Here is a 19,485-nt window from a genome sequence, read left to right on the forward strand (position 1 = left end):
AATTGATATCCATAGTAAAAATAGTTATTTTTATAAAAGTGAAAATCGCGTTATAGTGTTAGCTAGGTTTGTTGAACCGCAGGTTATTCACCTACTAAGGAATTACTTATGATATCTAATAGTATTAATCAATTAAAAACCGAAATGATAACATGGCGCCATCATATTCACGCCCATCCAGAAACAGCCTTTGAAGAGGTTAAAACCACGCAATTTATTATCGAAAAGTTACAATCCTTTGGTATTACCGAGTTATATACTGATTTTGCTCCAACAGGAGTTGTTGGTATTATTAAAGGTAATCGTGATGGACGATGGATTGCTCTGCGAGCTGATATAGATGCATTAGATATTATTGAAGAAAATAATATTAATTATTGCTCAACCATTTCTGGCAAAATGCATGGGTGTGGTCATGATGGGCATACTGCAATGTTACTAGGAACGGCTAAATATCTTAGTGAACACCGTGATTTTGCTGGTACTGTTGTTCTTATTTTTCAACCAGCTGAAGAAAACGAAGGCGGAGCCAGAGTAATGGTTGAAAATGGTTTATTTGAACAATTTCCGATTGAAGCAGTATATGGCATGCATAATCAACCTAATATGGAGTTAAATCACTTTTATATTAATCATGGCCCAATGATGGCATCGTATGATGTATTTGAGATCAAAATAACGGGTGTTGGTGCTCATGCCGCTGCGCCTCATCTAGGAAAAGATACAATTTTGACAGCTACGCAAATTGTAAATGGATTACAAAGTATTGTGAGCCGTAATGCTGATCCTTTAAGTTCATTGGTAGTTAGCGTAACGCAAATTCATAGTGGCGATACTTGGAATGTGTTACCACAGGAAGCGGTTATTCGCGGTACTGTTAGAACATTTAGTGCACAAGTACAAGATATGGCTGAAAATCGTATTAAACAAATAGCAACAGGTATTGCCACAACATTTGGAGCCAAGGCGGAAGTAGATTATCAACGCCGTTACCCAGCTACCATCAATTACGCTAAACAAGCTGATATTGCTATTGCAGCTGCTAAACAAGTTGTGGGACAAGATAACTTAATTATTGATCCTCTCCCTTCAATGGGTTCAGAAGATTTTGCTTTTATGCTACAAAAAATCCCTGGTGTTTATGTATGGTTGGGCGCTGGTAGAGGGGCTAATTTGCATAATCCAGCTTTTAACTTTAATGATGAAGTGTTAACAACTGGTGTAAGCTATTTTGTTGAAATAGTTAACCAAGAACTTGCTAACTAAGTTAAAACGAGATTTCAACGACAGCTGGAATAAACGTTGTGTTATCCCAGCTTATTAGTCGCAGACAATTAAAATGTCATTCGGCTATTGTCATTTCCATATACTCTAAATGGCGTATTTAAATCAATTCCATTATTAAGTACCACTTGGACGCAAACACCGTCTTTTTCGTCTAGTTTTGCCGCAGCTAACACAAGTCCCCCTTCTCGCCAACCACCGGCAAGTTTATATTCAAGTGTACTACCAATTTTAGGTAGAACATCACTCGTGCCCTTTATAACATACATACCACGAGTATTTGCTCCACGGAACTGCGCTCTAGCTACCATTTCCTGACCACAGTAACAACCTTTTTCAAAGCTGATTGCGTCATAAGATTGCAAATTACAGGCTTGTGGTAATAATATTGCCATATTGTCATTATCAATGATAGGGTAACCAGCTTGAAGATCAAGTTTTAGCCAGTCGCTACATGGATGTAAATCTTCAGAAATAGGCTCCGGCGTTACCATAATAACACGCATTTGCGGTAAAGGTAGTTTGATATAGGTGATATTATTTTCAGTAAAACAGTTTTTATCGCTTAATTTTTCTGTGATTCCAGGGGGGATCGCATCTCCAACCAAGCCGACCATATTTAGATCTTCGACTGGTTCGATAGTTACTTTAGAAAAAACAGCGTATTTTGTTAGTTCGGCAATCTGTTTTTTAACAACACTTTTACGCTCAATATAGTAAATATCATTACCTCGTTGAAATAACAATAAAGTACTCCACATTCTGCCTTTACTGTCGCAATGAGCAGCATAAAGCGTAGATTTTTCTGAAAGTCGGTTAATATCGTTAGTTATTTGACCTTGCAAGAAAGCTCGGTTATCCTCACCTGTAACTTTAACTAATTGCCAGTCAGCAAGAGAGGTTGGTTTAGAAGAAATATTGCTCATATTTGTACCTTTGGGTGAAGAAGAATCCTAGTACCGTTATGGCTAGAAATACTCATCTCCTGAGTTTATATAAAAAATAAAAAAATAACAATAAAATCAATTAGCAATATTTAAATAAAATAGATAGATTACGGATATTATTCATAATATTTTAAAAAATAATTTTATTTGTGGATAATTTTTCAGTAAAACACTTAGTTAATTGACTTTAATTGATTTTGTTTATAAGTTGATGCAAAATAAACCACTAAATGACTAATCAGTTACATTGGAGACAACAACCATGGCAAAACTGTCAGGCGCAGAGATGGTTATTCAATCTTTGATTGACCAAGGAGTAAAACAGATATTTGGCTATCCCGGTGGTAGTGTTCTTGATATTTATGATGCCATTCACACGTTAGGTGGTATTGAACATATATTAGTTCGCCATGAACAAGCTGCGGTACATATGGCCGATGGTTATGCTAGAGCAACAGGGAATGTTGGCGTTGTTTTAGTTACATCAGGCCCTGGGGCAACAAACACTATTACTGGTATTGCAACAGCTTACATGGATTCGGTTCCACTGGTTATATTGTCTGGACAAGTTGCCAGTAACCTAATTGGTAATGATGCATTTCAAGAATGTGACATGATCGGAATTTCGCGTCCGATTGTTAAACACAGTTTTTTAGTCAAAGATAGTAAAGATATTCCAGAAACCATCAAAAAAGCATTTTATATTGCTTCGACAGGTAGGCCTGGTCCAGTCGTTATCGATCTACCAAAAGATATTGTTAATCCAGCTAACAAATATAATTATCATTATCCAAAATCAGTTTTAATGCGATCTTACAATCCAACGATTCAAGGTCATAAAAAACAGATCAAAAAAGCATTAACCACGTTGTTATCGGCTAAAAAACCGGTGTTATTTATTGGTGGTGGGGTTATTGCCGCCGATGCTAGTGGCGAAATTAAAACACTTGCAGAAAAATTAAACTTACCTGTCGCTTCAACGTTAATGGGTATTAGTGCTTTTCCGGGAACCGATAAACATTATCTTGGTATGATAGGCATGCACGGTATTTATGAAGCTAATATGGCCATGCATAATGCCGATGTAATTTTTGCAATCGGTGCACGTTTTGATGATCGAACAACCAATAATGTTGAAAAATATTGTCCAAAAGCCAAAATTATTCATGTTGATATCGATCCGACTTCTATTTCAAAAACTATATCTGCTTCAATTCCTGTAGTTGGTGATGCAAAAGTTGTTCTTGAAACGTTGCTGTCTATGTTAGATGAGTTAAATACAGAACGTGATCTTGACGCATTAATTGATTGGTGGAAACAGATAGAACACTGGCGATCACGTCACTGCTTAGCTTATAACCATGAAGGGCAAAGCATTAAACCACAAGAAGCGATACAAGTGTTATATAAATTAACCAAAGGTGATGCATTTGTGACGACCGATGTCGGTCAACATCAAATGTTTACTGCGCTTTATTACCCATTTGATAAACCTCGTCACTTTATCACATCTGGTGGGCTAGGCACGATGGGATTTGGTTTGCCAGCAGCGCTGGGAGTCAAATTGGCATATCCTAAAAAAACCGTTGTATGTGTAACAGGCGATGGTAGTATCCAAATGAATATTCAAGAATTATCAACCGCATTGCAATATGGCTTACCAGTACTGGTTTTAAATTTGAACAACCGCTTCTTAGGCATGGTTAAACAGTGGCAAGATATGATTTATTCTGGACGCCATTCAAGTTCTTATATGGAATCTCTACCTGATTTTGCTAAAATTGCAGAAGCCTATGGTCATGTTGGTATGGTAATAACAAAGCGTGAGGAACTAGAATCTAAACTGAAACAAGCACTGGCGATCAAAAACCGTTTAGTTTTTGTTGATGTTATGACTGATGCGACTGAACATGTATATCCAATGCAAGTTCGAGGTGGTGCAATGAACGAAATGTGGCTTAGTAAAACGGAGAGAACCTAATGCGTTATATATTATCAATCTTAACCGAAAACGAACCTGGCGCATTATCACGAATTATCGGCTTGTTTTCGCAACGTGGTTTTAATATCGAAACTATCACCACTGCGCAAACCGAAGATCCAACCATGCACCGCATGACAATCCAGACCTCGGGCGATGAGCATGTGATTGAACAGATCCAAAAACAATTACATAAGCTTGTCAACGTCTACCGTGTGCATGATTTGACTGAAGGACCACATGTAGAGCGTGAAATAATGCTAGTAAAAGTGGAAGCAAAAGGCTCACAGGCGCGTGATGAGGTTAAACGTTGTGCTGATATTTTTAGAGGATCGATCGTAGATGTCACTGCAACACATTATATTGTACAACTATCGGGTACTAGTGAAAAACTAGATTCATTTTTATCCTCAATTCGTGAAACATGCAATATTATCGAAACCGTCCGTTCAGGAATTATTGGCTTATCACGTAGTGAAAAAACAGTTAAATAGCCATATTTATAGTTAACATATTTATTAAGGCACATTGTGCGCCTTAATTTTGTTAACAATACTAAGACTGTTGATTTCTCAATCAAAAGGCATAAAGATGTTGCCATATTTTAATCTTGCCAAAAATTAACAATAGCAACTCGTTATGCCTAGAACAATGCTACTAGATACTTACTTGAAAAAGTGCCAAAATTAGAAGATCAGTAGTCTTTAGATTAAAGTAATAATTGTTAGTAATAACCATTACTGTATGTAACAAGAATAGAAATAATAATTACAATGTATAAAACAATAAATACAATCGAAGCGATAAATGTAATTAGAAAATATTTCCAATAGCCATAAATATTTTCTATAGCATCAACGATATCGTCTCCTTTTCGAAGACTTGCAGCTAAGCTAAATGCACTTCCCGATTTGAAAAGTTTGGCTCCAGCAAAAATTTGTGGGATGCCAACAATAGCAGTAATTATTCCTAGACATGTAAAAGCGCCAGCTATTATAAAAATAACACCAAAAACTTGTTGCATAGTAGCGATAAAACGCATATGTTTTATTAATAATTCAGTTATTTGAAAAGAAATTATATTTGTTTGATTTGTATTCATTTTTATTCCTTATATTATTGCTCTATTTGAACGTGGCGAATAAAATAGCATTTTTTAAATTAATGTCGAGGTAATTTTTTGCATAATAGTTCAAGTTTAAATCGTTTTTCTATTGCCCCAATGTTAGATTGGACAGATAAACATTGCCGTTATTTTCATCGAATTTTAACAAAAAAAACATTGCTATATACCGAAATGGTGACTACAGGCGCAATTTTATTTGGGAAAGGTGATTATTTAGCTTTCAACAATGAAGAGCATCCACTTAGCTTGCAACTAGGCGGTAGCGATCCTAACGCATTAGCGCAATGTGCAAAATTAGCGCAAGAACGTGGTTATGACGAAATCAACTTAAATGTGGGATGTCCATCAGATCGCGTACAAAATGGTATGTTTGGTGCTTGTTTAATGGGAAATCCAAATTTGGTTGCCGATTGTATCGCTCAGATGCAAGATCAGGTTGATATTCCCGTCACGGTAAAAACAAGAATTGGTATTGATGATTGCGATAGCTATACTTTTTTGTGTCAATTTATTGAGAAGGTAATGCCTTACACCAAAACATTTATTGTACATGCGCGCAAAGCATGGTTATCAGGATTAAGCCCAAAGGAAAATCGTGAGGTTCCGCCACTTGACTATGAACGTGTTTATAAATTGAAACAAGATTATCCCAATTTAACTATAGCCATCAATGGTGGCATAAATACAATTGATGAAATAAAATGCCATTTACAGCATGTTGATGGTGTAATGGTTGGGCGAGAGGCATATCAAAATCCACTGTTACTTACTGAAATTGATACGCAAATTTTTGGCACAAATGCTCCAGTCATTGATCCTCTATCTGCTATTCAAGCACTTTACCCTTATATCGAACAACAGCTAATGCAAGGTGCGCAACTTAACCATATTATGCGGCATACTTTAGGTATATTTAATGGACGTAAAGGAGCAAGGCAATGGCGGCGCTATCTTAGCGAAAATGCGCATAAAAAAGGGGCAGGGGTCGAGGTTGTTGAACAGGCTTTAACATTCATCAAATAATATTTAACAAAATAGCAATTTTATTTGCTCAATAATGACGCTAATTGCGCGCTGCTAGTATATCGTTATATACTAGCTCACATTCTCCCTAATGGTTTTATTCTGTGCGTTTAAATTCAAGTCAACAAAAAGCCGTTGAATATGTTTCAGGACCGTGCCTTGTTTTAGCTGGGGCAGGTTCTGGCAAAACTCGGGTTATCATTAACAAAATTTCCTATTTAATTCGTGTTAAAGAATATTTACCACGCCATATTGTTGCAGTTACCTTTACGAATAAAGCCGCACGCGAAATGAAAGAACGTATAGCCCAAGCACTTAGTAAACAAGAAGCAAGAGGGCTTAAAATATCAACATTCCATACGCTAGGATTGGATATTATTCGCCGAGAGTATACTCATCTGGGAATTAAATCTAACTTCTCACTATTCGATGATCATGATCAAACAGCGCTACTTAAGGAACTAACTCATCAATGGTTAGAAGATGATAAGGATCTGATTAATCAATTACGCTCAACAATCTCAAATTGGAAAAATGATCTTGTTGATTCAACTATTGCGATGGCAAGAGCGCAGACGAATAAAGAGAAATTATTTGCTCACTGTTATCAATTGTATGAAAAACAATTAAAAGCTTGCAGTATATTAGATTTTGATGATCTTATATTATTGCCCACACTCTTATTAAAAACCAACGAAGAAGTTCGCGAAAAATGGCAGAACAAAGTTCGTTATTTGTTGGTTGATGAATATCAAGACACAAACACAAGTCAGTACGAATTTATCAAATTACTGGTTGGTAACCGAGCTAAATTTACTGTTGTTGGTGATGATGATCAGTCTATTTACTCTTGGCGTGGTGCACGACCACAAAATTTAGTATTACTTAAACAAGATTTTCCTAATTTAGAAGTGATCAAATTAGAACAAAATTACCGATCATCGGGTCGAATTTTAAAAGTGGCGAATATCTTAATCGAAAATAATCCACATATCTTTGAAAAAAAACTTTTCTCAGAACTGGGTTATGGTGAAACATTAAAAGTTATTTCAGCCGATAGCGAAGAGCATGAAGCCGAAAAAGTTATTAATCACCTTATTGGCCATCGCTTTGCGCATAACAGTCAATATGGTCAATATGCTATCTTATATCGTGGCAATCATCAGGCACGACTAATTGAAAAGATACTCATGCAATATCGGATACCGTATCGAATCTCTGGCGGTACATCATTTTTTGCTCGAATTGAAATTAAAGATCTAATAGCATATTTGCGATTATTAACTAATCCAGATGATGATAATGCGTTTATTCGTATTATCAACACACCAAAACGAGAAATTGGTCCTGCAACTATTCAAAAACTTGGCGAATGGGCTAATCATCGAGGTGTTAGTTTATATCAAGCAAGCCATGATATGGGGTTGACCCAATTGCTTTCAGGTAAACGTATGGAGTCATTACAAGAATTCATACATTGGTTTGATACCCTTATTCAAAAATCTCATACTGAACCCATGGAAGCAATTTATGAACTTCTACACGGGATTCATTATGAGAGCTGGATTTATGAAACCTCATCATCCCCAACATCTGGGCAAATGCGCATGCGCAATGTAGAACAATTGGTCAGTTGGTTAAATGATATGTTGCAAGGTGATGATATTGATGAAGCAATGACACTTGAACAAGCTGTCGCGAGATTTACTTTGCGTGATATGTTAGAACGTAACGAGTCCGAAGAAGAACTCGACCAAGTACAACTTATGACACTACATGCATCTAAAGGATTAGAATTTCCTTATGTCTACTTGATCGGCATGTCCGAAGGTCTATTACCTCATCAAACTAGCATTGATGAAGATAATATTGAAGAAGAGCGCCGTTTAGCTTATGTTGGTATTACTCGGGCGCAACGAGAACTGACTTTCTCTTTTAGCCGGCAACGTAAACAATTTGGCGAGACACTTCAAGTTGAACCGAGTCGATTTTTATTAGAACTGCCACAAGACGACTTAGAGTGGCAAGATCAGCGTAACGAATTATCACCTGAAAAAAAAATGCAACAAGGGCAAAGTAGGCTAGCCATGCTAAAAGCGCAAATTGCCAAGGCTAAGTAACCAAATTTTGACAATTATACAATAAGGAATAACAAATGATGAAGTTAATAATAAGTGTGATATTAATTTTAACTAGTTGCTTTGCGAATGCTACAGGTTTAAATTATCACTCAGAACGCACGAGGCTCTATCAATTAACCAAAAAATTTGAAGCGCAAAAAACATTACCTAGGTTATATACAAAAGAAGGTAAAGAAATTCTTAGCCAATTTACTGATCCCAAACTTCTTGAGAATTTTTCAAAAGATAAAATAGATGAGAAATTAGATATAACCAATTATATCAACCATATAGTTGAGACTTATTTAATCTTTTCATCAAATAAATCAAACGAAATAACCAGCCAAGATCTAACGAATAACCTAAAACGATTCCAACAAGAAATTATTTTATTAAGCACTTTTAATATAAAATATTTTGCGGCAATATCTCCCCATATTAATCAGTTTTATAAAGAACTTCCCGATAATGAAAGAGGTGGAGTTATACAGTATAGTGTGAAAATGATGCAATCAGAAATGTTAAAATATTACTACGGTGGATTCAAGTGGATTGCTTTACCAGACTGTTTAACTGAACAATCTAAATTGGATATTATCGCCACATTAGAACAATCAGCTGAAAATTACGCTAAATTTATCCCAGAATCGAAAAAGACCGCAATCATTGAAAAGGCCGAACAATTAATAACTCAACAGCCTATATTTAAATCACAGTTATCACATATTATCAACGTGATGAAAACAAACGAATGTGAAGAAATATGTCAAATAATCTACGAAAATAAGTGACTTATGTATATACTCTTTATCAATCTAATTAAATTTATCATAGTATAAGTTAGTTACAACTAATTTGGTTATTTGTATTAATTTTCATCAATATTTTTAAGGATAATTTGGTATGATTTTAGGTAATATTAATCATTTAGGGTTAGTTCCTTATTTACCCGAAAAAATTAAACAATCAATTGAATATATTAAAGATAATGTCAATAATAACACGCCTGTGGGGCGTTACGATATTGATGGTGATAATATGTTTTTTATGGTGTCAGATAGTGCATCGCGATATATCCACGATGCTGATCCAGAATATCATGAAAAATATATTGACGTTCAGATTGTTTTAGTTGGGCAAGAGGGTATGGCAGTAAGTACGTTACCTCCGTATACCAAAGTGTTAGATAATAAATTAGTAGAAAATGATATTGCCTTTATCGAAACACCAAAAGAAGAGACCTTGTTGATATTACACCCAAATGATTTTATCGTGTTTTTACCTAATGAAGTGCATAAACCGCTTTGTGCAATTGATAATAATATCGAAACAGTTCGCAAAGTTGTGGTAAAAATCGCGTTAGATTATTTATAAAAAGGTTAAAGATGATAAGTATAATATGGCTACAAAAATAGCTGTTATTGGCGAATGTATGATTGAATTGTCGATGAATCAGGATTCGACTACGCGTGGTTTTGGTGGTGATACGCTTAATACATCGATTTAATTGTCTCGTTTACTAAAAGATAATGATTTTTCAATACATTATGTAACCGGGCTTGGTATCGATCCCTTCAGTCAAGAAATGTTAGATTGTTGGCAAACAGAAAACATTCAAACAGATTTAGTACAAAGAATGTCTGATAAAATGCCGGGGCTTTATTCTATTGTTACTGATGAACATGGTGAACGGTCTTTTTATTATTGGCGTAATGATGCTGCTGCTAAATTTTGGTTGAAAACAACTGAAACAGATAGAATAATTCAGCAAATTGAACATTATGATTATGTATATTTGAGCGGTATTAGTATTGCTATTTTAGATGCTGAAAGTATCCTTAAATTATTAGATCTTTTAAAACGTGTTAAAGCTAATAGCGGTAAAGTTATTTTTGATAATAATTTTCGTCCATGTTTATGGAGTAGCCTTGATTTGGCTCGTAGTGTTTATGCTGATATTCTTAGCTTTACAGATATTGCATTTTTAACATTAGATGACGAAGATTTATTATGGGGTAAGCTACCTTATGAGCAAATTATTGAGCGTACAAAACAATTTGGTGTAACTGAAATTGTTATTAAACGTGGCAGTGATAGCTGTATTATTGATTCTGCTGATGGTCGTTTTGAAGTTCCTGCTAATAAAATCACTAAAGATAAAGTGATTGATACTACTGCCGCTGGCGATTCATTTAGTGCTGGTTATCTTGGGGCTCGTTTAAGTGGAAGGAACCCTTCTCAGTCAGCATTACAGGGGCATTTGGTGGCTGGCACGGTTATACAATATCGCGGCGCAATTATTCCTGTTGATGCGACTCCAAAATTGATATACTAAGTTAAATCAACAAATGACGGTTATTAATGACCGTTTTTCTCTGCGGTAGAAATAAAAATTTTAGTTTATTTTTTGTCAAAAAGTTTCAGGTAACACTGTGTTTTAGTATAAAATTAGCCAAGTAGTATATTCAGCTATATAGTTGTATATTTAATCAAATGTTACTGGTATAATATACAGTTAATTTTCTATCCATTTTGTTTAAAAAACGCAACAAAGAAGAGATCTATGTCAATCAAAGATATCGATATTCGTGGTGCGAGAACGCACAATCTAAAAAACATTAATGTAACCATTCCAAGAGATAAATTAGTTGTTATTACAGGTCTTTCTGGATCAGGTAAATCTTCGTTAGCATTTGATACTTTATATGCCGAAGGGCAACGACGCTATGTTGAATCGTTGTCGGCGTATGCTCGTCAGTTTTTATCTTTGATGGAAAAACCTGATGTAGATCATATTGAAGGATTATCACCTGCAATTTCGATCGAGCAAAAATCAACTTCGCATAACCCTCGTTCGACAGTAGGGACTATCACTGAAATTTATGATTACTTACGTTTGCTTTTTGCTCGAATTGGAGAACCTCGTTGTCCAAATCATCATTTACCGTTAGCTGCACAAACGATATCACAGATGGTCGATAGCATCATGGCGTTACCGACTGATAATCGTTATATGCTACTTGCCCCTGTGGTTACTGAGCGTAAAGGGGAGTTTGTTAAACTGTTCGAGCAACTTGCTGCTAGTGGTTATATTCGGGTACGAGTGGATGGTGATGTATATGATCTTTCTGATCCGCCAATTCTTGAATTGCAAAAAAAACATACCATTGAAGTTGTTGTTGATCGTTTTCGTATTCGTGACGACTTAAAACTTCGTTTAGCAGAGTCGATTGAAACGGTTCTTTCGATCACTAATGGTATTGTTAAAGTGGCCAATTTGGATGATCCACAAGCTGAAGAATATTTGTTTTCGGCTAATTTTGCTTGTCCTATTTGTGGTTACAGTATTTCTGAATTAGAACCGAGATTATTCTCGTTCAATAATCCTGCTGGTGCGTGCCCTGAGTGTGATGGTTTGGGTGTGCAACAATATTTTGATCAAAAACGTATTGTTCAGATGCCAGAAGTTTCATTAGCTGCGGGTGCGATTAAAGGTTGGGATCGTCGCAATTTTTACTATTTCCAGATGCTAAAATCATTAGCGGATCATTATAAGTTTGACATTGATAAACCGTATGAGAAATTACCTGAAAAGATAAAAAATATTTTATTAAATGGTTCAGGTAATACCGAAATTCAGTTTGTTTATTCAAACGATCGTGGTGATGTGGTTAAGCGTAAACATCCATTTGAAGGGATTATTAATAATTTAGCTCGTCGGTATAAAGAAACTGAATCACAAACTATCCGTGAAGAGCTAGCAAAATATATTAGTCATCGACCTTGTCCTTGTTGTAATGGTTCGAGGTTATGTACGGCAGCAAGAAATGTGTTTATTAATGATACAAATTTACCAACAATTAGTGATTTAAGTACGCAACAAGCCAAGGATTTTTTTGATAAATTGACATTGACAGGGCAACGAGCTCAAATTGCAGAAAAAATCTTGAAAGAGATAAACGATCGTTTACAATTTTTGATTAACGTTGGACTTAACTATTTAACGCTTTCAAGATCCGCTGAAACATTATCAGGTGGTGAAGCACAACGTATTCGATTAGCAAGCCAAATTGGTGCAGGTCTTGTTGGCGTGATGTATGTGTTAGATGAACCTTCTATTGGATTGCATCAGCGAGATAATACTCGTCTGATTGACACTTTAACGCATTTACGTGACTTAGGTAATACTGTTATAGTCGTTGAACATGATGAAGAAGCTATTATGGCTGCTGATTATGTGATTGATATTGGTCCTGGGGCAGGGGTTCATGGTGGTGAAGTTGTTGCTCAGGGAACACCCAAACAAATAATGGCATGTAAAACATCTTTAACAGGAAAATATTTATCCGGTAAAGAAAAAATTGAAATACCAACTATTCGCACCAAAGTCGATAAGAAAAAAATGTTATCACTTATTGGTGCAACCGGTAATAATCTTAAAGATGTGACATTAAATATTCCAGTTGGCTTATTTACATGTATCACTGGTGTATCAGGCTCGGGAAAATCAACCTTAATTAATGATACCTTATATCCCCTTGCCCAAAACCAACTCAATGGTGCAGAAAAAACTGAAATAGCACCCTATAAATCAATCAAAGGACTTAACCATTTTGATAAAGTAATTGCGATTGACCAAAGCCCAATTGGACGTACGCCACGTTCTAATCCAGCAACTTATACTGGATTTTTTACTTCTATCCGTGAACTTTATGCTGGTGTACCAGAATCTCGAGCTCGAGGCTATAATCCAGGTCGCTTTAGTTTTAATGTTAAGGGTGGACGCTGTGAAGCTTGTCAAGGTGATGGTTTAATCAAAGTTGAAATGCACTTTTTGCCTGATATTTATGTTCCTTGTGATCAGTGTCATGGTGCTCGCTATAACCGTGAGACCCTAGAGATCAAATATAAAGGAAAGTCTATTAACGAAATTTTAAATATGACAGTTGAAGAAGGTCGCGAGTTTTTCGATGCCGTGCCAATGATAGCACGCAAACTGCAAACATTGATTGATGTTGGGCTTTCTTATATTACCATTGGACAGTCAGCAACAACATTATCGGGTGGTGAAGCGCAACGAGTAAAACTTGCAAAAGAATTATCTAAGCGAGATACTGGTCGTACTTTGTATATCTTAGATGAACCAACAACTGGGCTACATTTTGCTGATGTGAAACAATTATTAACGCAATTACATTCTTTGCGAGATAAAGGCAATACTATCGTTGTTATCGAGCATAATTTGGATGTAGTTAAAACAGCAGACTGGATTGTGGACTTAGGACCAGAAGGTGGTAATGGTGGCGGAGAAATTATTGCCGAAGGGACGCCAGAAGAGGTTGCGAAATCTAAACATTCCTTCACTGGAAAATATTTAAAACCGTTGTTGGAAAAACAAAAAGTAGTCTAGGATTATTATTAATATAGCATATAAAGAACGGGCTAGGAGCAACGCCCAGTCTTTTTATATACTTTAATTAATATTATAGTTAAATAAGTACTGAAAATAGACAGAAACTGGATTTACGACGAGTTTGGTAAGATTCTTAAGTGCAATTATCAGCATGGGTGGTTGATGAAAGGGGTTGTATTTTGACATTGCTAATTGTATTGATGATCATAGTCGCCTATATTTTGGGCTCGCTTTCTGGTGCAATGATTATTAGTCGCATCATGCATTTACCTAATCCTTCAGAACATGGATCTCACAATCCTGGAGCAACCAATATTTTACGACTCAATGGCAAATTACCAGCCATTTTTGTTTTAATCTTTGATATGTTAAAAGGTACAATTCCTGTTTATATTTCATATCGGATTGGTATTACACCTTTCTTTTTAGGTATTATTGGTATTTTTGCTTGTTTAGGACATATTTTCCCCTGTTTTTTTCATTTTCGTGGAGGAAAAGGAGTTGCAACTGCGTTAGGTATGATGGCTCCAATTGGGTTTGATTTTACAGGTTGCTTTATTTTAACTTGGTTACTTACTTTACTAATTACAGGATATTCTTCGGTAGCTGCAGTTGTTGGTTTTCTTATGGCACCATTTTATGTTTGGTTATTCAAACCTGAGCTTACTTTACCAGTTGCAATGCTTTCGTGTTTGATTATTGTTCGCCATAATAATAACATTATGCGCCTTTTTAAAGGTGAAGAACCAAAAAGTTATCATCGTAGCAAGAACAAAAGATAGCCTAAAAATTTATACATAATAATGTTATATATTTGAATATGTGCTTTTATAACATAGATTGTCCGTTATGTAACATCCTACCTACTTATTTTCTGCAATCTTTTTGATTTTATCGTTAGTTAATTAAACAATAGAATAATTCTTGTTTGATAGATTTTTTAAAAAAGGTATTATTATCTTAAAACTCAAATATGTGGGAACCAAATAATTCATGCAAATAAGCCCATTATTAGAATCACTTATGGAAGCATTGCGTTGTTTACCTGGCGTTGGTCCAAAATCGGCGCAACGAATGGCCTTTCATTTATTACAACGAAATCGACAAGGTGGCATTAAATTAGCTCATGAGCTACATGAAGCAATGATAAATATCGGCCATTGCAAGGACTGCCGAACTTTTACCGAACAAGAAACCTGTACTATTTGTGCAAATGCTCGTCGTCAAAGTAGTGAACAGCTTTGTGTGGTTGAAACTCCAGCAGATATAGTAGCCATTGAACAAACTGGGCAGTATAGTGGTCGCTATTTTGTATTATTAGGGCATTTATCACCTTTAGATGGTATTGGACCTAGTGATATAGGTCTTGATTTATTGAAAAAAAAGCTATCTTCAGAGTCGATTAGCGAAGTTATTTTAGCCACAAATCACAACGTCGAAGGTGATTCAAAACCTAATTAAATTTCGCAAATTTGTTCAGAGTTTAATGTAACAACAACAAGAATAGCTCATGGTGTTCCAGTTGGTGGTGAACTCGAAATGGTAGATGGTACCACCTTATCGCATTCGTTTGTTGGTCGTCAAAAAATAGAATTATAATTTTATTTAACTTTTAGTACTTAGCCAGCCTTTATAGCTAAGATCAGAAATGAAAAGAGGTATTATATGAAGTATAAAGCCGTAGCCTTTGATATGGATGGTACGTTGTTAGACAGCAATCGTTTAATTTTACCAGAAACAATAACGGCCATTGAAAAAATTAGTTCTAAAGGTGTGAAAGTTATTTTAGTTTCAGGACGGCATCATTCTGTAATTTATCCTTATTACTATCAGCTCAAATTATCAACCCCGGCAATTTGTTGTAATGGATCTTATATCTATGATTTTGATAAACAAAACGCTTTTGCCGCTAAACCAATGACGAAAGATCAGGCTCGAATGCTACTAAATCTTGTCAATCAATATGGTATTCATACATTAATTTATACTGATAAAATGATGACTTATGAATTGTTAGATGATCATTTAGAAAGCTTTTTTAAGTGGGTTAAATCATTGCCTGAGTTTTTACAACCTGAAATTAAAAAAGTAGATAATTTTGAAAATGTTATTGAGCAATCTGACGCTATTTTTAAATTTGCAACAAGTAGTCATAATATACCTACTTTACAACAATTTTCAAATGCAGTTGATTCCTTAGGTGTGTTTTCGTGTGAATGGTCTTGGTCAAATCGAGCAGATGTAGCAGTTAAAGGAAATACCAAAGGAAATGGGTTAATTCACTGGGCAGAGCACGAAAATATTGATTTAAGCGAAGTTGTCGCTTTTGGTGACAGTTATAATGACATAAGTATGTTATCTATTGCTGGATTAGGAATTGCGATGGGTAATGCTGATGATGAAGTTAAAGCCAAAGCAAATTATGCCATTGGCGATAATAATGGCCCTAGTATAGCTAAGGAGCTTGAAGAGCTCTTTTTATAATTGATATTTTAATAAATATTTTATGTTTGAAATTCTTTATCAAGATGATGACTTAATTGCCATTAACAAACCATCTGGTTGGCTTGTGCATCGCAGTTGGTTAGATAAAACTGAAACAGTTGTTGTGATGCAAACATTGCGTGATCAAATCGGTCAACATGTTTTCCCTATACATAGGCTAGATAGACCAACCTCTGGTGTTTTGTTGTTTGCTCTTTCTAGTGATGTAGCAAGAATTATGTCAGAAGAATTTGCAAAAAAACAAATTGAAAAAACGTATCATGCGATTGTGCGCGGTTATGTTGAGGGGGAAGCGGTGATTGATTACCCTTTAGTTGAAGAATTAGATAAAATTGCAGATAAATTTACTAATAAGAATAAACCAGCACAAAATGCCGTCACATTTTACAAATCTATCAGCAAAATTGAAGTTCCGATTAAGGTTAGCAAATTTGAAACAGCAAGGTATAGTTTTGTTGAATTAAAACCACAAACCGGTCGTAAACATCAACTACGTCGCCATATGAAACATATTTTCCATCCGATATTGGGGGATAGCAAACATGGTGATTTACATCAGAATCGTGCATTTGCAACTTATTTTAATATCAAACGATTGATGTTACACGCAAGCAAACTTCAAATCAAACATCCAACCCAACATAAACCAATGATTATTGAAGCTAAATTAGATCAAAGTTGGCAAGATATCCTTTTAAATTTTAAATAGTAGTTATTATTCCATATTACTTTGCAATTATTTGATTATATAGTATTATTTTGTCGCTTTCTGTGATTCTTTCTGTGGATTCAATTTAGGAGCATAATTCTAACATTTTAATATTAAACATAAATAATACTAGGAACGGAAATAAAATGAAATTAGTAATAAAGTTTTTAAGCATTTTCTTATTAGCACTTATGGTAACAGCATGCTCGAATGATGATTCTCCTGAAAAAGTATCAGAAAAATTTATCACAGCAATCTATAAAGGTGATACAGATACAGTTATGAGTCTAATTAATTTTCCTAAAGATAGTGATAACACAGATATGGATATGAGAATGTTTGTTAAGAGTAAAATGCAAGAAGCATTAGTGCGTGGGAAAAAATTCACTGATGATCATGGCGGACTTGATAAAGTTGAATCTGCACCAGCAGAATATACCAATGATGAAAAAACTATGGCTAAAGTGAAAACTACCGTATTTTTTAAAGATAATACTAAAAAAGAGGAAAGAAATATATCAGTAATCAAAGCTGATGGTAAATGGTTAATTAACCTTAAATAAAATAGTTATATTATAACTATTTTGTTCTCAAAAATTATAAAAGGGTAAATATTATTTGCCCTTTTTAATTAAGAATGAATTTTGATGAAGTATTGCAGATTTTTTCTTATTATTTTTATTATGCTAGTAAATTTAGTTTTTGCTAGCGAGCCTGTTTATTTTTCAAATTCAACAGCTAAATTGCCTTATTTAATTAAAGTAGGAGATTGGATCTTTAGAAAAGGCGTTCAAACCGATAGCCTTATTGTCAATCAATTAGGTGGTGGAGATTTTTCACATATTGGTATGATTATATCAATCAATCCAGAAATTAGAATTATTCATGCTACGACTAGCGATGATGAGGACCATCCTAACCAAGTTATTGTATCAACTTTAGCAGAGTTTATAACGCCTGAAATAGCCGAAACATATGCTATAGCAAGACCTAATTTTTTATCTGAAATGCAAAAGCAAAATATAATCGATGATCTTTTAACAAAGAAAGGACAAGCTTTTGTATTAGCACCCCGTGAAGAGACACATCTTTATTGTACAACGTTACTTTTTGATTCGATTATTAAATTCCAACCTGATTTTAATATTGAATGGAAACACACTCATTTTCCTTCATTAAGTGGTTATTATTTATTTCCAAGTGCATTTGCTAATTATTCTGATATTACTTGGCTATATCATTATCCAGAAAAACAATAATTGTTTGTAAAAATGAATAGATTTTAGAAATTCAAATAAAAATAAAGTGACTGCTGTAATTATAATCTATTTAATCTTGACGATTAGTCAAGCCAGTGATAATATTTGTAGCCTATTCAGATAGACCACCAAGGCGCGTTGGCAGAGTGGCCATGCTGCGGATTGCAAATCCGTCTACCTCGGTTCGACTCCGGGACGCGCCTCCATTTTTAATCAATAAAATCAATAAGATAAAATATTATTATTTTAAAATCATCAATACTTGGAATTAACTTAGAATATACAGTTAGAATAAATCTTCTTTTTTAGGTGGGTTTAACGTCGGTGTTATTTTCACTTTTCGGTCGTATGTATTAACCTGAGCCTCGGTCTTATGACCACTAAATAGCTGTTTATCTTTAGTTGCTCCGTCGTAGTCGGAAATAGCTTTAGCTTTGATATCGTGAAATGTGCAATTGATTTTTCTGCCCAGCTTTTCTTCTGCTTTTCGTTTTGCATCCAACTTAATTGCGTCTGCTAGTCGCTCTGTTCATTGTTTGATTTACCTTTTCCCTGTTTTACCTTGTTTTGGATCGGCTACACTAATTAGTACCAGTTTTATAAGGTCATTGTTATGATAAACTAAAAATAAGAGAAGGTAACAACAATGGCAATCGATTCATCACGAAGAGCAAAACGTAGCTTTACTAACGAGTTCAAAAAACAAATGGTCATGCTATATCAAAATGGTAAAAAACGTGCGGATATCGTCGCAGAGTATGACCTCACCAAATCAGCATTAGATAATTGGATAATGCAGTACCAAACTACCGGCTCATTCATCGCAAAAGATAATCGTCGAACTGAAGAGAACGAACTTATTGCGCTACGCAAAGAGAATAAACGCTTGTTAATGGAGAATGATATCCTAAAGCAAGCGGCGTTGATAATGGGAAGAAAATCGAGTTAATTTTACATAATAAGCATCGATACAGCTTACGTGCATTATGTCGATGTTTAAATGTAACCCGAAATCGTTTCTATTATCAACGGCAATTAACGCAGCAATCACAAGATATATCACTGAGTGAAATAGTGGGTAAAATTTTTAATACTAATTATCGTGCTTATGGTACAAG

16 protein-coding genes, 1 tRNA gene and 3 pseudogenes are annotated in these 19,485 nt (G+C 34.9%); 17 read left to right on the plus strand and 3 right to left on the minus strand.

The features are described 5' to 3' along the window. Positions 1 to 108: 108 nt before the first annotated feature. A complete protein-coding gene (locus J6569_RS05825) occupies positions 109 to 1,266 on the plus strand; it encodes a M20 aminoacylase family protein (RefSeq protein WP_296318016.1) in 1,158 nt (385 codons plus the stop codon). A gap of 68 nt (positions 1,267 to 1,334) precedes the next feature. Here the strand turns inward: J6569_RS05825 and ygfZ are convergent, their stop codons facing one another. Continuing rightward, entirely contained in the window at positions 1,335 to 2,210 is an 876-nt protein-coding gene (gene ygfZ / locus J6569_RS05830; protein ID WP_065611291.1) for a tRNA-modifying protein YgfZ, read from the minus strand. Positions 2,211 to 2,493: 283 nt separating this feature from the next. Between ygfZ and ilvI the strand changes: the two genes are divergently transcribed. Both ilvI and ilvN read left to right on the plus strand, forming a co-directional pair. Next, a complete protein-coding gene (gene ilvI / locus J6569_RS05835) occupies positions 2,494 to 4,212 on the plus strand; it encodes an acetolactate synthase 3 large subunit (RefSeq protein ID WP_085165460.1) in 1,719 nt (572 codons plus the stop codon). After that, complete coding sequence (gene ilvN, locus J6569_RS05840) at positions 4,212 to 4,706, plus strand: acetolactate synthase small subunit (RefSeq protein ID WP_065591025.1); 495 nt, start codon at positions 4,212 to 4,214, stop codon at positions 4,704 to 4,706. Before ilvI ends, ilvN begins: the two co-directional genes overlap by 1 nt. A 230-nt stretch (positions 4,707 to 4,936) precedes the next feature. Here ilvN and J6569_RS05845 read toward each other — a convergent pair whose 3' ends face one another. Further along, positions 4,937 to 5,314, minus strand: a complete 378-nt coding sequence (locus J6569_RS05845; protein ID WP_296318017.1) for a DUF5362 family protein — start codon at positions 5,312 to 5,314, stop codon at positions 4,937 to 4,939. A 78-nt stretch (positions 5,315 to 5,392) separates the two neighbouring features. Here J6569_RS05845 and dusA point away from each other — a divergent pair, with 78 nt between their 5' ends. The 13 genes and pseudogenes from dusA to J6569_RS05910 all read left to right on the plus strand — a co-directional run bounded on the left by dusA (position 5,393) and on the right by J6569_RS05910 (position 18,573). Continuing rightward, entirely contained in the window at positions 5,393 to 6,361 is a 969-nt protein-coding gene (gene dusA / locus J6569_RS05850) for a tRNA dihydrouridine(20/20a) synthase DusA (protein WP_296318018.1), read from the plus strand. 104 nt (positions 6,362 to 6,465) lie between these two features. Next, the gene (rep, locus tag J6569_RS05855) at positions 6,466 to 8,481 is read left to right on the plus strand and encodes a DNA helicase Rep (RefSeq protein ID WP_296318019.1); all 2,016 of its coding nucleotides are present in this window, start codon (positions 6,466 to 6,468) and stop codon (positions 8,479 to 8,481) included. Positions 8,482 to 8,516: 35 nt separating this feature from the next. Continuing rightward, complete coding sequence (locus J6569_RS05860) at positions 8,517 to 9,272, plus strand: hypothetical protein (RefSeq protein ID WP_296318020.1); 756 nt, start codon at positions 8,517 to 8,519, stop codon at positions 9,270 to 9,272. A gap of 112 nt (positions 9,273 to 9,384) precedes the next feature. Next, positions 9,385 to 9,855, plus strand: coding sequence for a YhcH/YjgK/YiaL family protein (locus J6569_RS05865; protein ID WP_174798468.1), 471 nt, complete (start codon positions 9,385 to 9,387; stop codon positions 9,853 to 9,855). A gap of 25 nt (positions 9,856 to 9,880) precedes the next feature. Beyond that, a pseudogene (locus J6569_RS05870) lies at positions 9,881 to 10,816 on the plus strand (sugar kinase). Positions 10,817 to 11,050: 234 nt separating this feature from the next. Next, entirely contained in the window at positions 11,051 to 13,891 is a 2,841-nt protein-coding gene (uvrA, locus tag J6569_RS05875) for an excinuclease ABC subunit UvrA (RefSeq protein ID WP_366941246.1), read from the plus strand. Between the two features lie 182 nt (positions 13,892 to 14,073). Next, positions 14,074 to 14,676 (plus strand): glycerol-3-phosphate 1-O-acyltransferase PlsY, encoded by a 603-nt coding sequence (gene plsY / locus J6569_RS05880; RefSeq protein WP_065590802.1) that lies wholly within the window; start codon positions 14,074 to 14,076, stop codon positions 14,674 to 14,676. A gap of 211 nt (positions 14,677 to 14,887) precedes the next feature. Then, a pseudogene (gene recR, locus J6569_RS05885) lies at positions 14,888 to 15,493 on the plus strand (recombination mediator RecR). A gap of 66 nt (positions 15,494 to 15,559) precedes the next feature. Continuing rightward, on the plus strand, positions 15,560 to 16,378 hold the full coding sequence (locus J6569_RS05890; protein ID WP_296318023.1) for a pyridoxal phosphatase: 819 nt from the start codon (positions 15,560 to 15,562) through the stop codon (positions 16,376 to 16,378). 22 nt (positions 16,379 to 16,400) lie between these two features. Further along, entirely contained in the window at positions 16,401 to 17,108 is a 708-nt protein-coding gene (truC, locus tag J6569_RS05895) for a tRNA pseudouridine(65) synthase TruC (protein ID WP_296318024.1), read from the plus strand. Positions 17,109 to 17,254: 146 nt separating this feature from the next. Further along, a complete protein-coding gene (locus J6569_RS05900; protein ID WP_296318025.1) occupies positions 17,255 to 17,671 on the plus strand; it encodes a DUF4878 domain-containing protein in 417 nt (138 codons plus the stop codon). An 84-nt stretch (positions 17,672 to 17,755) separates the two neighbouring features. Continuing rightward, positions 17,756 to 18,367 carry a YiiX/YebB-like N1pC/P60 family cysteine hydrolase gene (locus J6569_RS05905; RefSeq protein ID WP_296318026.1) on the plus strand — a complete coding sequence of 204 codons (612 nt, stop codon included), beginning with the start codon at positions 17,756 to 17,758 and terminating at the stop codon, positions 18,365 to 18,367. Between the two features lie 132 nt (positions 18,368 to 18,499). After that, a tRNA-Cys gene (locus tag J6569_RS05910) sits at positions 18,500 to 18,573 on the plus strand. Positions 18,574 to 18,653: 80 nt separating this feature from the next. Here the strand turns inward: J6569_RS05910 and J6569_RS05915 are convergent. Continuing rightward, a pseudogene (locus J6569_RS05915) lies at positions 18,654 to 18,935 on the minus strand (integrase); the annotation flags it as partial. 78 nt (positions 18,936 to 19,013) lie between these two features. On the opposite strand from J6569_RS05915, the gene J6569_RS05920 reads away from it, so the two are divergent. Continuing rightward, on the plus strand, positions 19,014 to 19,316 hold the full coding sequence (locus J6569_RS05920; protein ID WP_034915944.1) for an IS3 family transposase: 303 nt from the start codon (positions 19,014 to 19,016) through the stop codon (positions 19,314 to 19,316). The last annotated feature ends 169 nt before the right edge of the window (positions 19,317 to 19,485 follow it).

Origin of the sequence: Gilliamella sp. (genome assembly GCF_024104075.1) — a bacterium.
GTDB lineage: Bacteria > Pseudomonadota > Gammaproteobacteria > Enterobacterales > Orbaceae > Gilliamella > Gilliamella bombi.